This is a genomic window from Minwuia sp. (assembly GCF_048263705.1).
In the GTDB taxonomy this organism is placed as follows: Bacteria; Pseudomonadota; Alphaproteobacteria; order Minwuiales; family Minwuiaceae; genus Minwuia.
Window position 1 is genome coordinate 320455 of the sequence record NZ_JBLXDV010000001.1, and the last position, 16325, is coordinate 336779.

Genomic DNA, 16325 nt, shown 5'->3' on the forward strand with positions numbered 1-16325 from the left:
CCTCCATGCCGGTGGCCTGTACCGCCGCCCGCATCTATTGTGTGAGCACACAGCCTCGCCGCCAACCGGGAATGCCGCACATGAGCCAGATCGCCGACGACCGTGCGCTGCTGCGCCGCCTGCTGGATGCCGCGATCGACCGGGTCCGGCCGGAAAACTGCGTGGCGCCGTTCCTGCCCGGTCCGGCTGCGGGGAAGACCGTGGTGGTCGGAGGCGGCAAGGCGGGCGGGGCCATGGCCGCCGCGTTCGAGACCGCCTGGGCCGCCGCCGGTCATGCGCCGGTCGAGGGGCTGGTCGTGACCCGCTACGGCTACGCCAAGCCCACCCGGCACATCCGCGTCGTCGAAGCCGCGCATCCGGTGCCCGACGAAGCCGGGCTGAAGGCCACGGCGGACATGCTGGAACTGGTCAGGGGGCTGGGCCCGGACGATCAGGTGATCTGTCTGCTGTCCGGCGGCGGATCGGCACTGCTGACCTGCCCGGCGGAGGGCGTGAGCCTTGCCGACAAGCAGGCGGTGACGAAGGCCCTGCTGCGCTCGGGCGCACCCATTCAGGACATCAATGCGGTCCGCCGTCACCTGTCGGCGATCAAGGGCGGGGGGCTGGCCCGTGCCGCCGGCCCGGCGAAGGTGGTGACCCTGGCAATTTCGGATGTCGTGGGGGACGATCCGCTGGTGATCGCCTCCGGCCCGACCGTGCAGGACCCGACGTCGGCTGCCGATGCGCTGGCCGTACTCGACCGCTGGAAGATCACACCGCCGCCCGCGATCACGGTACATCTGAAAAAGCCGACACAGGCGGAATCATCATTCCCCGACACCGACTATCGCCTGATCGCCACGCCGGGCCAGGCGATGAAGGCGGCGGCGGAGATGGCGCGGGCCAACGGGCTTCAGGTGATGGACCTGGGCGATGCGCTGGAGGGCGAGGCGCGTGACCTGGGCGCACGCCATGCGCGACTCGCCCGCAGCCTGCAGCGTGACACCCAGGATACGCTGATCCTTTCGGGCGGCGAACTGACGGTAACCGTCGCGGGCGAAGGCGGGCAGGGCGGTCCGAACCGGGAATATGCGCTGGGCCTGGCATTGGCGCTGGGCGGCGCGGGCGGCATTACGGCGATCGCGGCGGATACCGATGGCGTCGACGGGTCGGGCGAGGCCGCCGGGGCGCTGGTCGATGCCACGGTATGGCAACGGGCGCGGGACGCCCGTATCAGTCTCGGGGCGATGCTGGCCGCCAACGACAGCCATGCCTGTTTCGAGGCGCTGGGCGATCTTGTCGCAACCGGGCCGACGTTCACCAACGTCAACGACTTCCGTGCCATCATCGTCCGGTCACGCAGGGAGAGGTTTCATGCACCGTAATCGCCAGACCAAGATCCTTGCAACGCTGGGGCCGGGCACATCGACGGCGGCACGCATCGCCAAGCTGTTCGATACCGGTGTCGATGTGTTCCGCTTCAATTTCAGCCACGGCAGCCATGCCGATCACCGCAAGCGCCATCGCATCGTGCGCGCGCTGGAGGAGGCGCGGGGCCGGCCCATCGGCATTCTGGCCGACCTGCAGGGACCGAAGCTGAGGATCGGCGCGTTCGAGAACGGCAGGATCGAGATCAAGCGCGGTCAGAAGCTGCGCCTGGACCTGGATGACAAGCCGGGCACCGCGAAGCGGGTTCAACTGCCGCATCCCGAGATCTTCGAGGCGATGGAGGTTGGCAGCACGCTGCTGCTGGATGACGGGCGGGTCCGGCTGAAGGTGCTGGATCATGATGCGAAATCGGCCGAGACCGAGGTTATCTCGGGATCCGCCCTGTCGAACAACAAGGGCGTCAACGTGCCGGACATGCTGCTGAACCTGGCGGCGCTGTCCGACAAGGACCGCAAGGACCTGGATTTCGCGATCTCGCTGGGCGTGGACTGGCTGGCGCTCAGTTTCGTGCAGCGCGCCGACGATATTGCCGAGGCGCGCAAGCTGACCGGCGGGCAGGCGCACATCATGGCCAAGATCGAGAAGCCGTCGGCGGTCGAGCATATCGACGACATTCTGGAGATCGCGGACGGCATCATGGTGGCGCGCGGCGATCTGGGCGTCGAAACGCCGGTCGTGGGCGTGCCGTCGCTGCAGAAGGCGCTGGTACGTACCGCGAGGTCGATGGGCAAGACCGTCGTCGTCGCCACCCAGATGCTGGAGAGCATGGTCACGAGCCCGTTCCCGACACGGGCGGAGGTCTCGGATGTGGCGACGGCGGTCTATGACGGCGCGGATGCCGTGATGCTGTCGGCGGAAACCGCGGTCGGGGATTTTCCGAACGAGGCCGTGGCGACGATGGACGGCGTGATCGAGGCGACCGAAAACGACAAGCACTATCGCGCCATCCTGGAAGCCGAGCACGCCGTGCCCGAGGCCACCGCCGCGGATGCGATCACGGCGGCGGCGCGGCAGGTGGCGGAGACCATCAAGGCGGCGGCGGTCGTTACCTATACCACCTCGGGTTCGACCACCCTGCGGGCCGCGCGGGAGCGTCCTTCGATGCCGATCCTCTGCCTGACGCCGAAACAGGAGACCTCGCGGCGTCTGACCCTGTCGTGGGGGGTGCGTCCGGTGCTGACCGACGACGCCAGCAACATGGCCGACATGGTCGAGCGGGCCTGCCGCATCGCGCTGCGCGAGGACCTGGCCAAGCCGGGCCAGCGGCTGGTGATCACCGCCGGCGTGCCCTTCGGGACGCCCGGGGCGACGAATATCCTGCGCATCGCGTGGGTGGACGGGTAACATAGACCGAGCTTGCACCTGGGGAGGACGCAATGAGCTGGAAGAATGTCGAGATCGAGAAACGAGGCCCGCTGGCCATCGTCACCATGGACCGGAAGGAAAAGCTGAACGCCTTCAATCCGACGCTGATGCGGGAGATGACCGAAGTCGCGCGCAGCTTCCATGGCGATCAGGAGACGCAGGCGGTCGTGCTGACGGGTCCGAAGGACTATTTCAGCGCCGGTGCCGACCTGACCGATACCGAAATGTGGCAGATGGACGGTCTGACCGACGTGCAATTGCGCGACCGGTTCTATCTGGGCGTCCGTCTGAGCGAGGCCTGGGAAACCATGCCCCAGATCACCGTCTGCGCGATCGAGAAGCTGGCGGTCGGCGCCGGCGTCGCCCTGCCGCTGGCCTGTGACTGGCGGGTGATGGGCAAGGGGGCCTACCTCTATGTGCCCGAGATCAAGATCGGCCTGAACCTGCAATGGGGCGCCCAGCCCCGGCTGACGCGGCTTGTCGGTCCGGCCCGCGCGAAACGGATCATCATCCTGTGCGAGCGCATGTACGCCGATCAGGCGCTGGACTGGGGCCTGGTCGATGAGGTTGCCGAGGATGGGCAGGCGAAGGAGAAGGCCATCGAACTGGCGTTGCGCTCGACCGAGATGCCAGCCGCCGCCGTGCGCATGGTTAAGGAAGCGGTGAACGCCACGGCGAACGCCCTGAACCATGTCGCCAGCTATGCCGATGCGGACCAGAGCTGGCTGACCAGCACGATGTCGGCCGCCCGCGAGGCGCGGAAGAACTTCGGCAGCAAATGAGCAGCGGGACGATGCGTATCGGCTGCGGTGCCGGGTTCTCTTCCGACCGGCTGGACGGGGCTGTCGATCTGGCCCGCGATGGCGAACTGGATGCGCTGGTGTTCGAGTGCGTCGGCGAACGCACGCTGGCCTTCGGGCACCGGGACCGGCGTGCCGACCCGCAGAAGGGCTACAACCCGCAGCTTGAAACCAGGCTGAAGGCGGTCTGGCCGCTGACACTGGCGGGTGGATGCACCATCGTCACCAACATGGGGGTCGCCAATCCCTTGCGCGCGGCGGAAGTCGCCATGGGACTGGGGATCGAAGGCGCGTCGGTGGCCGCCGTGCTGGGCGACGATGTAACCGACCGGATCGGACCGGAGACGCCGCTGGACGGCGGCGCGATGACGGTCGCCGATGTGGACCGGACCCTGCTGGGGGCCAACGCCTACATCGGTGCGGACGCCCTGCTGCCTGCCATCGAGAGCGGGGCTTCACTGGTGATCGGCGGGCGTCTGGCCGATCCGTCCATGTTCCTGTCGCTGCTGCGCCATCGCTTCGGCTGGGCCGGTGACGACTGGCAGCGGATGGGCGCGGGCACGCTGGTCGGGCATCTGATGGAATGCGGGACGCAGATCACCGGCGGCTACTTCGCCGACCCCGGCTACAAGGACGTACCGGACCTCGCGATGGTCGGCTATCCCATCGCCGAGATCGACGCCGACGGCACCGTGACCATCACCAAGCTGACCGACGCGGGCGGCATGGTCACCTCGGCGACGGTGAAGGAGCAGGTGATGTACGAGGTGCATGACCCCGCGCGCTATCTGACACCCGATGTCACCGCCGATTTCAGCGGCGTGCGGATCGATGACCGCGGGCAGGACCGCGTGACGGTCAGCGGTGCGGGCGGGGCGACGCGTCCGGATACGCTGAAGGTGACCGTGGCCTTCGACGGCGGATTGCTGGCTGAAGGCGAGGTCTCCTATGCCGGGCGCGGGGCCATCGATCGCGCGCGGCTGGCGGGCGAGGTCGCCGAGCACCGTCTGCGCAAGGTGCACGGCTTCACCGAAGATCTGCGCGTCGACCTGATCGGCGTCAGCAGCCTGCACGCGCATCAGGACTATGGCGTGCCGTCCGCCGAGACCGACGTGCGCCTGCGCATCGCCGGGCGGTTCATGGATCGCGAACGGGCCGACAACCTGCTGTGGGAGGTCGAATCCCTGCTCTGCTGCGGCCCGGCGGGCGGTGGCGGCTTCCGGGGACGCGTGACGCCCTCGGTCGTGACCCACGACGCCTTCCTGCCTCGGGGTGATGTGCCGACGCGCATCGAGGTGTTCGGGCCATGAGCAGGACCATTCCCCTCCGCGAGATCGCCCACGCCCGCGCCGGCGACAAGGGCAACACCTCCAACATCTCGGTCTGGGTGAACGACCCGGCGGATTATGACCTCGTCCGGACGCAGGTGACGGCGGAAGCCGTGAAGGCCCATTTCGGCGATCAGGTGAAGGGCACGGTCACGCGCCACGAACTGCCCAACCTGCATGGTCTGAACTTCGTCATGACCGATGCACTGGACGGCGGCGTCAACGGCTCGCTGAACCTGGACGGCCACGGCAAGAGCTGGAGTGCAATTCTGCTGGAAATTTGCCTATAATATGGATTGGGCATTTTCTAAATTTCGAGCGTGGAAACGACCATGATCAATTTTGATGATAATACATTACATGAACTATTTGGTGCAGAAGATGCGGAAAACGAATCTAGAGAACGTCTAAAATCGTATTTTTTCCGAAACAAGGCTTATGAGAACCTTACATCGGGGCGTCCGATTAGGGTGCTGGTTGGACACAAAGGGGTTGGTAAAAGTGCGTTATTGAAGGTGGCGTATTATGAAGATGTAGAAAATAATAGGATGGCTTTATGGATACAACCCAATGAATTGCGTGGTATTGCGACGGAATCAGGGGGAGATCTTAATTCTTTAATTGAATCTTGGAAACACAAGATACTGAGCGTAATTTACACAAATATATGTGAGAATTTTATAGAAACAAAAGGGAGGAATTTTAACGAAAATATCGGAAAAACCGCCAAATCATTATTTAGATCGATTGACGAGATTCTTAGAAAAAGGGGAGGGAATGTCCAAGATATTGTCTCCAATCAAATAATAGATCGATATATGAATAAAGGTGAGATAATTGTGTATATTGATGATTTGGATAGGGGGTGGGAAGCTCGTCGAGAAGATATCGTCAGAATATCAGCGCTTTTAAATGCAATAAGAGATCTTGTCGGATCGGAAGAAAAATTGAAGTTCCGATTGGGATTGAGGTCAGATGTTTATTATTTGGTAAGAACATCTGATGAATCGACTGATAAAATAGAAAGACAGATTATTCCGTTAATTTGGAACAACCATGAAATACTTGTGATGTTTGCTAAGAGAATTGAGTCATATTTTGGCAGATCAGTGAATGAGGGAGAGCTTATTTGTAAACAACAGAGGGAGGTTGCCAGATATTTTGATCCAGTAATTGAATCTCGTTTTCAGGGAATGGGGAAATGGGAGAATGTTGCAGTGCACCGCGTGCTTTTGTCGTTAACGCGTAAAAGGCCGCGTGATCTTGTAAAGCTTCTATATGGTTCGGGTAGAGAGGCGCAACGTAATGGTCATTCGAAAATAGCCACTATGGACCTCCGGGGCACATTTGAAGCGTACTCGGGAGAAAGACTTCAAGATATAATTAACGAGTTTCGATCAGAGCTGCAAAATATAGAACAGTTAATTTACGGAATGAAGCCAAATGCTATCAGAAAGCGAAAAAAAGAAGAGCTTAAAACTCGAACATCGGACAATTATCTTTTTACAAATGATCAATTGGTGACGAAAATAAAAAACATCATGAGGCAGGCAAATTTCGCTTTCGTAAATGGTAATCGAGTTGATGCAAATTCCTTGGCTGAATTTCTTTATAAAATCGATTTCATTACCGCTCGTGTTGATGATGATGGTCATATAATACGAAGATTTTTTGACCAAAATAGAATATTGCAGAATCAATTTACAGATTTTGGATTCAATTGGGAAATACATCCAGCGTATAGATGGGCTTTGCAGCCGACCGATGTGCGCGACATATTTAGGAAGTTGGATCTAGAGGGGCGAGAATGACTCAATTATATTTCAAAATTTTTTGATGCCGCTTGAACTCTGGATCGCGTTTGCGTTGGCGAGTGCGGCGCTGCTGGCCATTCCGGGGCCGACGGTGATGCTGGTCGTCTCCTATGCGCTGGGGCGCGGTAGGTCGAGCGGCTGGGCCAGTGTGCCCGGCGTGACCCTGGGCGATTTCACCGCCATGACGGCGTCGCTGCTGGGGGCGGGGGCGATCCTGGCCACGTCGGCGACCCTGTTCACCGTGCTGAAGCTGGTCGGCGCGGCCTACCTGATCTGGCTGGGCATCAAGCTGTGGCGCGCGAAGCCCGAACTGGATCCCGTGACAGCCGGAACCGCGAAAGGCGGCAACCGGGCGATCTTCTGGCACGCCTATTTCGTGACCGCCCTGAACCCGAAGGGCATCGTCTTCTTCGTCGCCTTCGTGCCGCAGTTCATCGACCCGGCGGCACCCGGCCTGCTGCAGTTCGTCATCCTGGAAGCCACCTTCCTGACGCTGGCCGCGTTGAACGTGACACTGTGGGTGGTCGCCGCAGGCAGCCTGCGCGAGCGGTTCCGCGAACCCCGGACGCTGAGGCTGGTCAACCGCATCGGCGGCAGCTTCCTGATCGGTGCCGGACTGCTGACAGCGGCCATGCGGCGGGCGTAGTATCTGCGGTCGCGGTCGCACGGTTGGCGGCGCCGGGTGAGGGAGGCCATCATGATTACCGAACATGCGGTGAAGTCCGCGCGCCACACGACCTTCTACCTGGCCTCAGGCCCGGACGATGGCACGCCGATCATCTTCGTGCATGGCTGGCCGGAGCTGTCGATCTCCTGGCGTGGACAGTTGCCTGTCTTCGGCGGACTTGGTTTTCGCGCCATCGCGCCGGACATGCGCGGATACGGCCGGTCATCCTGCTACGACACGCATGGTGACTATTGCCTGGAAGAGATCGTGGCGGACATGGTCGAACTGCTGGATCACATCGGGGCCGAGCGTGCGATCTGGGTCGGCCATGACTGGGGCGCGCCCGTCGTCTGGGCGATGGCGCAGCACCACCCCGAACGCTGCCTCGGGATCGCGAACCTGTGTGTGCCCTACCTTCCGGAAGCCCTGTCGCCGGAGACGCTGGCGCCGCTGGTGAACCGCGATATCTACCCCGAGGACCGGTTCCCGGTCGGGCAGTGGGACTACTTCCTGTACTATCGGGAGAACTTCGAGGCGGCCTGCGCGGCGTTCGAGGCCGACCCGGCCGCCACCGTCCGCATCCTGTTCCGCTCGGGCAGTCCGGACGTGATGGACAAGCCGGGACGGACGGCATCGGTGCGGGCGTCCAACGGCTGGTTCGGCGGCGGCGGCGCGCCGGACTTGCCGCGCGATGCGAATGTCATCTCCGCGGCGGAGGAGGCGGCCTACGCGGCGGCGCTGACGCGGAACGGGTTCTTCGGGCCGGACAGCTGGTACATGAACGGCGACGCCAATCAGGCCTTCGCAGAGCAGGCCCGTGACCGGTGGCGGCTGACGATGCCGGTGCTGTTCATCCACGCGAAATACGATGTGACCTGCGAGACGCTGGTTTCCCGTCTTGCCGATCCGATGCGGGAATGGTGCTCCGATCTGACGGAGCATACCGTCGAAAGCGGCCACTGGATGGCGCAGGAGAGGCCGCGCGACGTCAACAGCGCGCTGGCAAGATGGCTGGGGCGCAAGCTGCCCGAGTACTGGCGGGGATCGTGAAACCGGCCCGCGTCGAGCGACCCGGACCGCTCAGCCCGCGATTTCTTCCGTTATGACCTCGAAGCCCGTCAGTTCGTTCGGCCCGAACGTGTGGGTCAGCGGCACGTCGGCGGCGTCGCGGCCGGTGGCGATCAGAATACGACCGATCATGGGCGTGTTGTTGCGTGGATCGAAGGTCTGCCAGCGTCCGCTGAGATAGACCTCCATCCAGGCCGCGAAATCGCCGGGCGGATGGGGCAGCGGTTTACCGATGTCGCTGAGATAGCCGGTGCAGTAGCGGGTCGGGATGTTCATGCAGCGGCAGAGCGCCACGGCCAGATGGGTATAGTCGCGGCAGACGCCACGGCCCTCTTGCAGGGCTTCGGCGGCCGTCCGGGTCGCGCGGGAATGCTGATAGCCGAAGGTGATGTGATTGTGCACGAAATCGCAGATCGCCTGCACCCGCGCCCACCCCAGCGGCGTGTTGCCGAACTGCTGCCAGGCGAAGTCCGACAGCTTGTCCGTCTCGCAGTAGCGGCTGCCGAGCATGTACATCAGCACGTCCGGCGGCAGGTCCTCGACCGGAGTCTGCCAGGCATTCATGTCGACGGGATCGGGTTCGCCCGAATCCTGGATGACGGTTTCCGTGGTCAGGACGAACTGGCCGGGCGGTGCCACCAGGCGGCTGCACCAGTTGCCGAAGCTGTCGCGATAGCTGGTGATCGGAACGGCGGGAATGCTGTGCAGGTGATCGGGCCGTTCCAGCATGCCGACGCGTGAATGATGGACGTTCAGAAGCATGATCATCGGCGTCGGCTGATGCATCTGATAGGTGAAGGTCGTGCCAAGTTGTATGCGCATGCCGCCACGATAGCACGGCTGCGCCGTCAGCGCTGGAATGATGCCCGCCCCGCCGGGACGGTACCGGCGGGGAGCGGACGATCAGACGTTATTTCAGCGCGGCGCATGCCTTCTGGATACGGGTGCAGGCCTCGGTCAGCGCCTCGGTCGAGGTCGCGTAGGAGATGCGGAAGTGCGGCGTCAGGCCGAAGGCCTCGCCCTGCACCGTCGCCACGCCGGCACTTTCCAGCAGATAGGTCACGAAGTCCGTATCGTTCGTGATCTTCTTGCCGTCGGGCGTGGTCTTGCCGATGCAGCCCGCGCAGGACGGGTAGACGTAGAAGGCACCTTCCGGCGTCGGGCAGTGCAGCCCCACGGCCTCATTCAGCATGCGCACGACCAGATCGCGGCGGTCCTGAAACACCGCGTTGCGCTCGGCAATATAGTCGTTCGGGCCGGTCAGCGCCTCGACCGCGGCGGCCTGGCTGACCGATGACGGGTTCGACGTCGACTGCGACTGGATCTTGTTCATGGCCTTGATCAGTTCGACCGGACCGCCGGCATAGCCGATGCGCCAGCCGGTCATGGCATAGGCCTTGGAGACGCCGTTGACAGTCAGCGTCCGGTCGTACAGATCGGGGCAGACCTCGGCGATGGTGGTGTATTCGAAGCCGCCGTAGACGAGGTGTTCATACATGTCGTCGGTCATGATCCAGACATGCTCGTGCTTCTTCAGGACCTCGCCCAGCGCGGCCAGTTCCTCGCGGCTGTAGGCGGCACCGGTCGGGTTGGAGGGGCTGTTCAGGATCAGCCACTTGGTCTTCGGCGTGATGGCCTTGTCCAGCGCCTCCGGCGACAGCTTGAAGCCCTGGTTCGGTCCGGCCTCGACAAAGGCGGGCTCGCCGCCGGCCAGCAGCACCATATCCGGATAGGACACCCAGTAGGGTGCGGGGATCAGGACCTCGTCGCCCTCGTTCATCGTCGCCATCAGGGCGTTGTAAAGCACCTGCTTGCCGCCGGTGCCGACGATGATCTGGTCGGGCGTGTAGTCCAGATTGTTCTCGCGCTTGAACTTGCCGACGATGGCCTGGCGCAGTTCGGGCGTACCGCCGACGTCGGTGTACTTCGTCTGGCCGTTGCGGATCGCGTTGATCGCGGCTTCCTTGATGTTGTCGGGCGTGTCGAAATCGGGCTCACCGGCACCGAGACCGATCACGTCTTTCCCGGCGGCCTTCAGTTCGCGGGCTTTCGCCGTGACCGCGATGGTCGGCGAGGGCTTGATGCGGCTGAGCGACGACGCGAGGATCGACATGGTAGTTCTCCGTTCTGGAATCCGCCCCTCCGTCTGAAGGGCGCGCGGACCCTACGCCCGGGAAGCCCTCAATTCAAGAAAAGCCGGACGCGTCAAAACATCAGGGCGCGGCGTATGTACTGCCGCCATTCGCCTCGGGGGGACTGGCAGATGCGGTCCTCGCCGGACGGCAGGATGATCGCCAGCGCGCCGGCCTGCCAGAGGCGGATGAAAAGCTCGGGCGAGGACAGCGCGGCACGGTGCATCGGTCCACCCTGTATCGGCTTGATGTAGCTGCGATAGAACATGACCAGCGCCAGCAGAACCAGCGCGAAGCTGAGAAAGCTCCATGTCATCGGCGTGCCGAAGACACGCACCTGAATGGCTTCCAGGTCGAGCGCCTGCGAGGTGAAGAACCAGACCAGCAGAATGGCCAGCCCGGCCTTCATGAAATGATCGCGGATCAGTACGGCACGATCGCCCACCTCGGCGGCCAGTGCCGCCCTGAAACCGTCCACCTTGCGCGCCCTGCGATAGCTGACATGCAGCCGGGCCTGCCCGGTTTCCAGTCCCTGTCGCAGCGCGTCGATCAGCGGCGCGTCGTCGCTGTCAGCCACGATCGCCCGCCTTCCAGCGATCGATGAAAGTGCGCCCTTCGGGTGCCGGCATGTCGCGGCCTCTGGTCCAGCCGCCGGCGAAGGGCAGGCTCTCGAACCGTCCGCCGCGCACGCTGCCCGCGCGGCCCATGGCCCGCATGGCGACCCGCGCGCCCAGGCGATAGGCCCACGGATGCCGGGCGGCCCAGGACCACAGCTTCAGGCCATAGCGCTCCTTCGCGGGCGGCAGACCCTTCTCGAAGGCTTCCTCGCGCCAGTGCCGCATGATCTTCGGCAGCGGAATACGCATCGGGCAGACTTCCTGGCAGCGCCCGCAGAAGGTCGACGCATTCGGCAGGTGACGGCTTTCCTCGATGCCCAGGAAATGCGGGTCCAGTGCCGCGCCGATGGGGCCGGGATAGACCCAGCCATAGGCGTGCCCGCCGACCGCCGTATAGACCGGGCAGTGGTTCATGCAGGCGCCGCATCGGATGCAGCGCAGCAGGTCCTGCTTTTCGGTGCCCAGCAGGTCGGAGCGGCCATTGTCCAGCAGTACGACGTGGAAGCCCTCCGGCCCGTCCAGATCGCCTTCGCGTTTCGGGCCGGTCGACAGCGTCGTGTAGGCCGACATCTCCTGACCGGTCGCCGAACGCGCCAGCACGCGCAGGATCGTCGAGACGTCCTCCAGCGTCGGCACCACCTTGTCGATGGACGAGATGACGATGTGCGCCTTCGGCAGCATCTGGGTCAGGTCGCCGTTGCCTTCGTTGGTGACGATGATGGTCGATCCGGTTTCGGCGATCAGGAAGTTCGCGCCCGTGATGCCCACGTCGGCGTCGAAGTATTTCTGCCGCAGGACCTCGCGCGCCTCGTTCACCAGATCCTCGGCCTCGGTCAGCCGCTCGGTCTTGCCGTACTGGCCGTGATGTGCGTGGAAAAGGTCCGAGACCTGGTCCTTGGTCTTGTGGACAGCCGGGCCGATGATGTGGCTGGGCGGTTCCTTGGCCAGCTGGATGATATATTCGCCCAGATCGGTCTCGATGGGTTCGATCCCGTTGGCTTCCAGATGATCGTTCAGCGCGATTTCCTCGGCGACCATGGACTTGCCCTTGGTGACCGTCTTCGCGCCGTAGTCGCGGCAGAGATCCAGAATGGTCTGGCGGGCCTCCTCGGGCGTCGCGCAGAAATGCACGGTGCCGCCCTGGGCCGTGACCCGTTCCTCGAACATGGCCAGATAGAGGTCCAGATTGGCCAGGATGTGGTTCTTCAGGTCGACGCCCGCATCGCGCATGGCCTCGAACTCGCCCAGACCGTCGGCGGCGCGCTGCCGGGCCGCGACGAAGCCGGTCTGCAGGTTCTTCAGCGCCGATTGCAGATGCGGGTCCTGAATGGCCTTGGCGGCTGATTCCCTGAAGCGGTGGGAGGTGGTCTGCATTTTCTGCGTCCTACGCCCTATTTCCCTGTTGCCGGATGCTTCGGTGTCCGACCGAGATAACTCGAGATAATCCCCAAAGCTGCAATGTAAGCGAGGAAGAAGGTAGCATATCCTATTCCTGTGGACCCTTGATATTCGATTGTCTGCCCTTGAAGGCTCAGATAGCTAAGGATTATGGCAATGATGCCTATAACCCAGATATATGGAATTACTTTCTTCCCATCGAGGGATTTGAAAATCGCATATACGGAGATCCAAACAATCACCCAAACTGTCGCCTCCAATAATGAAGAGATGGCAATTACTGTCGATAGATTTGAATCTTTCATTGTGGAAGCAACTATGAAAATCAATGGAGTCGCAAGGAATTTTGACGCGATCAGCGCAATCATGAACGCGAGAATGTATTTCCATTTCGGCTGAGATTTGCGCTGCACTAATTCAGTCATGGTTGTGCCTTCCCCTCCCCTGTTGCTGAGATAAATCTGAGCTTGTTTTGTAGCAGTATGTGTTTACTCGGCCTCCCCGATGGCGGGCGTGTCGGTCATGCCGGCCAGCACTTCGGCGACGTGCCGCGCCTTCACGGTCGAGCTGTCGCGCTTCAGCTTGCCCGCCATGTTCAGCAGGCAGCCCATGTCGCCCGCCAGCAGCAGGTCCGCCTCGGTCGCGGCGATGTCGTCGGCCTTGCGCCGGACCATTTCCAGCGAGACGTCTGAATACTTGATGCAGAAGGTGCCGCCGAAGCCGCAGCAGGTCTCGGCGGTCGGCAGTTCGGTCAGGCTCAGGCCGTCGACCGTACCCAGCAGGCGGCGCGGCTGTTGCTTGATCTTCAGTTCGCGCAGGCCCGAGCAGCTGTCGTGATAGGTCACGGATGCGTCCAGTTTCGCCTGCACTTCGGTCACGCCGCAGATGTCGGTCAGGAAGCTGACAAGCTCGTGCGTCTTCGCCGACAGCGACTTCGCCCGCAACTGCCAGTCCGGTTCGTCGGCAAACAATTCGGCATAGTGATGGCTGATCATCCCGCCGCAGGAACCGGACGGGGCCACGACATAGTCGAATCCCTCGAATGCCTCGATCACCTGACGGGCGATCTCGCGGGTACTCCTGCGGTCGCCGGAATTGTAGGCGGGCTGGCCGCAGCAGGTCTGGGTCAGGGGCACATCGACGGTGCAGCCCGCCTGCTCCAGCAGCTTCACCGCCGCGAAGCCGACGGTCGGCCGGTACAGGTCCACCAGACAGGTGACGAACAGCCCGACGTTCGGGCGGGATGTTTTCTGCATGCTCATGCGCCTGTCATAGCGCAGATTTCCGACGGTGTGCAGCCGCTTCTCGCAAGATCGGCGCGCAAATTGTTGAGGGTCAAATATTTCAAACTTGAAATAAATCAGTTGCGTGCATACCGTCGTTCCCGATGCACAAACATGTGGAGCGTGGCGGATGAAAGTGGCGTGTCTGGGCGGCGGTCCTGCGGGGCTGTATTTCGCGATCTCGATGAAGCTGCGCGATCCGTCGCACGAGGTGGTGGTCTTCGAACGCAACCGGCCCGACGACACCTTCGGCTGGGGCGTGGTGCTGTCCGAGGAGACGCTCGGGAATCTGGCCGCGAATGACGCCAGATCCGCCGAGGCCATCCGCGAGCATTTCGCCTACTGGGATGACATCGCGGTCGTGCACAGGGGCACACGCACGGTCTCGACAGGGCACGGGTTCTGCGGGATCGGGCGGATGCGGCTGCTGCTGCTGCTGCAGGACCGCGCCCGCGAACTGGGCGTCGATCTGCGGTTCGAGACGGAAGTGCAGAGCGCGGCGGACTGTGCCGCCGACTTCGACGTCGTGGTGGCCTGCGATGGCCTGAATTCGAAGGTCCGCAAGGAGTTCGCCGATCGGTTCCGCCCGGACGTGGACCTGCGCAAGCTGAAGTTCGTCTGGCTCGGCACGCAGCAGAAATTCGATCAGGCGTTCACCTTCATCTTCGAGGAGACGCCGAAGGGCTGGGTCTGGGCGCACGCCTACCAGTTCGACAATGACACCGCGACCTTCATCGCCGAATGCTCGGAAGAGACCTTCGCGGCCTATGGTTTCGGCGAGATGAGCCAGCAGGAAAGCATCGCTGTCCTGCAGGAGATCTTCCGGGACCATCTGGACGGACATGCGCTGATGACCAACGCCAACCACATTCGCGGGTCGGCCTGGATCAACTTCCCCCGCGTGCTCTGCGAAAGCTGGCACCATGAGAATATTGTCCTGATGGGCGATGCGGCGGCGACCGCGCACTTCTCCATTGGCTCCGGCACCAAGCTGGCACTGGAAAGCGGGATTGCGCTGGCCGATTACCTGCACAGCGAACCGTCGGTGGAACGGGCGTTCGCGAAGTATGAGGACGAGCGACGCACCGAGGTCCTGAAGCTGCAGTCTGCCGCGCGGAACTCGATGGAATGGTTCGAGGACGTGGAGCGCTACCTGCATCTGGACCCGGTCCAGTTCAACTACTCCCTGCTGACCCGCTCGCAGCGGATCAGTCACGAAAACCTGCGGCTGAGGGATGCGGACTGGCTGGAGAGCGCCGAGGGCTGGTTCCAGCAGCAGGCGGGTATCGGATCGAACGAGCCGGTGCGCGCGCCCATGTTCGCGCCCTACCGCCTGCGGGACATGCGCCTCAAGAACCGCGTCGTGGTCTCGCCGATGGCGCAGTACAAGGCGGTCGACGGCTGTCCGACCGACTGGCACCTGGTGCATCTGGGCGAGCGCGCGAAGGGCGGGGCCGGGCTGGTCTATACCGAGATGACCTGCGTTTCCGCCGATGGCCGGATCTCTCCGGGCTGTCCGGGTCTCTATGCGCCTGCTCACGAAACGGCCTGGAAGCGGATCGTCGATTTCGTGCACGCCGAAACCGATGCGAAGATCTGCTGCCAGATCGGCCACGCAGGGCGCAAGGGCTCGACGCAGCTGGGCTGGGAGGAGATGGACGCGCCGCTGGCCGACGGCAACTGGCCGCTGATCTCGGCATCCGCGATTCCCTGGTCGGACCGTAACCAGACGCCGAAGGAGATGGATCGCGCCGACATGGACCGGGTGCGTGATCAGTTCGTCGCGGCGACGGAGATGGCGGCGCGCGCCGGTTTCGACATGATCGAACTGCATGCGGCGCATGGCTATCTGATCTCGTCGTTCATTTCCGGGGTCTCGAACAGCCGGACGGATGACTATGGCGGCACACTGGAGAACCGGCTGCGCTATCCGCTGGAGGTCTTCAGGGCCACGCGGGCGGCCTGGCCTGACGGGAAGCCGATGTCGGTCCGGATCTCGGCGCACGACTGGCGGGGCGACGATGGCATCACGCCGGACGATGCCGTCGAGATCGCACGCGCCTTCACGGACGCCGGTGCAGATATCATCGACGTGTCGGCGGGCCAGACCTCGGTCGAGGCTGATCCGGTCTATGGCCGCATGTTCCAGACGCCGTTCAGCGACCGGATCCGGAATGCCGCCGGGATCCCGACCATGGCGGTGGGCAACATCTACGAGCCCGATCACGTGAACTCGATCCTGATGGCGGGACGGGCCGACCTGGTCTGTCTGGCGCGGCCGCATCTGTCCGATCCCTACTGGACGTTGCGGGCCGGTGCCGAAATCGGTGACCGGCATGAGAAATGGCCGGCGCCCTATGAAGCGGGTCGTGATCAGCTCTGGCGTCTGGCCGAGCGAATCGAACCACAAGCCGTGAAGGTCTGA

At 62.9% G+C, this 16325-nt stretch carries 15 protein-coding genes; 9 read left to right on the top strand and 6 right to left on the bottom strand.

Annotation, left to right across the window (positions count from 1 at the left end):
* Nucleotides 1-80 precede the first annotated feature (80 nt).
* Genes ACN0X7_RS01370 through ACN0X7_RS01405 form a run of 8 tightly spaced genes read left to right on the top strand, consistent with a single transcriptional unit; the run spans nucleotide 81 to nucleotide 8452 of the window.
* A complete protein-coding gene (locus tag ACN0X7_RS01370) occupies nucleotides 81-1364 on the top strand; it encodes a glycerate kinase type-2 family protein (protein ID WP_417513310.1) in 1284 nt (427 codons plus the stop codon).
* On the top strand, nucleotides 1354-2772 hold the full coding sequence (gene pyk, locus ACN0X7_RS01375; protein ID WP_417513312.1) for a pyruvate kinase: 1419 nt from the start codon (nucleotides 1354-1356) through the stop codon (nucleotides 2770-2772). The genes ACN0X7_RS01370 and pyk overlap by 11 nt, the downstream gene beginning before the upstream one ends.
* Before the next feature lie 32 nt (nucleotides 2773-2804).
* Nucleotides 2805-3575, top strand: a complete 771-nt coding sequence (locus ACN0X7_RS01380) for an enoyl-CoA hydratase/isomerase family protein (RefSeq protein WP_417513314.1) — start codon at nucleotides 2805-2807, stop codon at nucleotides 3573-3575.
* An 11-nt stretch (nucleotides 3576-3586) separates the two neighbouring features.
* A complete protein-coding gene (locus ACN0X7_RS01385) occupies nucleotides 3587-4903 on the top strand; it encodes an acyclic terpene utilization AtuA family protein (RefSeq protein WP_417513316.1) in 1317 nt (438 codons plus the stop codon).
* Nucleotides 4900-5211 (top strand): hypothetical protein, encoded by a 312-nt coding sequence (locus ACN0X7_RS01390; RefSeq protein WP_417513318.1) that lies wholly within the window; start codon nucleotides 4900-4902, stop codon nucleotides 5209-5211. The genes ACN0X7_RS01385 and ACN0X7_RS01390 overlap by 4 nt, the downstream gene beginning before the upstream one ends.
* A 42-nt stretch (nucleotides 5212-5253) precedes the next feature.
* Nucleotides 5254-6732 (top strand): P-loop ATPase, Sll1717 family, encoded by a 1479-nt coding sequence (locus tag ACN0X7_RS01395; protein ID WP_417513320.1) that lies wholly within the window; start codon nucleotides 5254-5256, stop codon nucleotides 6730-6732.
* 25 nt (nucleotides 6733-6757) lie between these two features.
* Nucleotides 6758-7381, top strand: a complete 624-nt coding sequence (locus ACN0X7_RS01400; RefSeq protein WP_417513322.1) for a LysE family translocator — start codon at nucleotides 6758-6760, stop codon at nucleotides 7379-7381.
* A gap of 51 nt (nucleotides 7382-7432) precedes the next feature.
* The gene (locus ACN0X7_RS01405; protein ID WP_417513324.1) at nucleotides 7433-8452 is read left to right on the top strand and encodes an alpha/beta fold hydrolase; all 1020 of its coding nucleotides are present in this window, start codon (nucleotides 7433-7435) and stop codon (nucleotides 8450-8452) included.
* Nucleotides 8453-8482: 30 nt separating this feature from the next.
* Here the strand turns inward: ACN0X7_RS01405 and ACN0X7_RS01410 are convergent, their stop codons facing one another.
* The 6 genes from ACN0X7_RS01410 to ACN0X7_RS01435 all read right to left on the bottom strand — a co-directional run bounded on the left by ACN0X7_RS01410 (nucleotide 8483) and on the right by ACN0X7_RS01435 (nucleotide 13879).
* Nucleotides 8483-9292, bottom strand: a complete 810-nt coding sequence (locus ACN0X7_RS01410) for a transglutaminase-like domain-containing protein (protein WP_417513326.1) — start codon at nucleotides 9290-9292, stop codon at nucleotides 8483-8485.
* Nucleotides 9293-9380: 88 nt separating this feature from the next.
* Nucleotides 9381-10583: a pyridoxal phosphate-dependent aminotransferase gene (locus ACN0X7_RS01415; protein WP_417513328.1), complete on the bottom strand. Its 1203-nt coding sequence runs from the start codon at nucleotides 10581-10583 to the stop codon at nucleotides 9381-9383.
* A 92-nt stretch (nucleotides 10584-10675) separates the two neighbouring features.
* On the bottom strand, nucleotides 10676-11179 hold the full coding sequence (locus tag ACN0X7_RS01420) for a hypothetical protein (protein WP_417513330.1): 504 nt from the start codon (nucleotides 11177-11179) through the stop codon (nucleotides 10676-10678).
* Entirely contained in the window at nucleotides 11172-12593 is a 1422-nt protein-coding gene (locus ACN0X7_RS01425; protein WP_417513332.1) for a LutB/LldF family L-lactate oxidation iron-sulfur protein, read from the bottom strand. Before ACN0X7_RS01425 ends, ACN0X7_RS01420 begins: the two co-directional genes overlap by 8 nt.
* A 17-nt stretch (nucleotides 12594-12610) precedes the next feature.
* Nucleotides 12611-13042, bottom strand: coding sequence for a hypothetical protein (locus tag ACN0X7_RS01430; protein WP_417513334.1), 432 nt, complete (start codon nucleotides 13040-13042; stop codon nucleotides 12611-12613).
* Nucleotides 13043-13105: 63 nt separating this feature from the next.
* Nucleotides 13106-13879 (bottom strand): (Fe-S)-binding protein, encoded by a 774-nt coding sequence (locus tag ACN0X7_RS01435; RefSeq protein ID WP_417513336.1) that lies wholly within the window; start codon nucleotides 13877-13879, stop codon nucleotides 13106-13108.
* A 151-nt stretch (nucleotides 13880-14030) separates the two neighbouring features.
* Here ACN0X7_RS01435 and ACN0X7_RS01440 point away from each other — a divergent pair, with 151 nt between their 5' ends.
* Entirely contained in the window at nucleotides 14031-16325 is a 2295-nt protein-coding gene (locus ACN0X7_RS01440; protein WP_417513338.1) for a bifunctional salicylyl-CoA 5-hydroxylase/oxidoreductase, read from the top strand.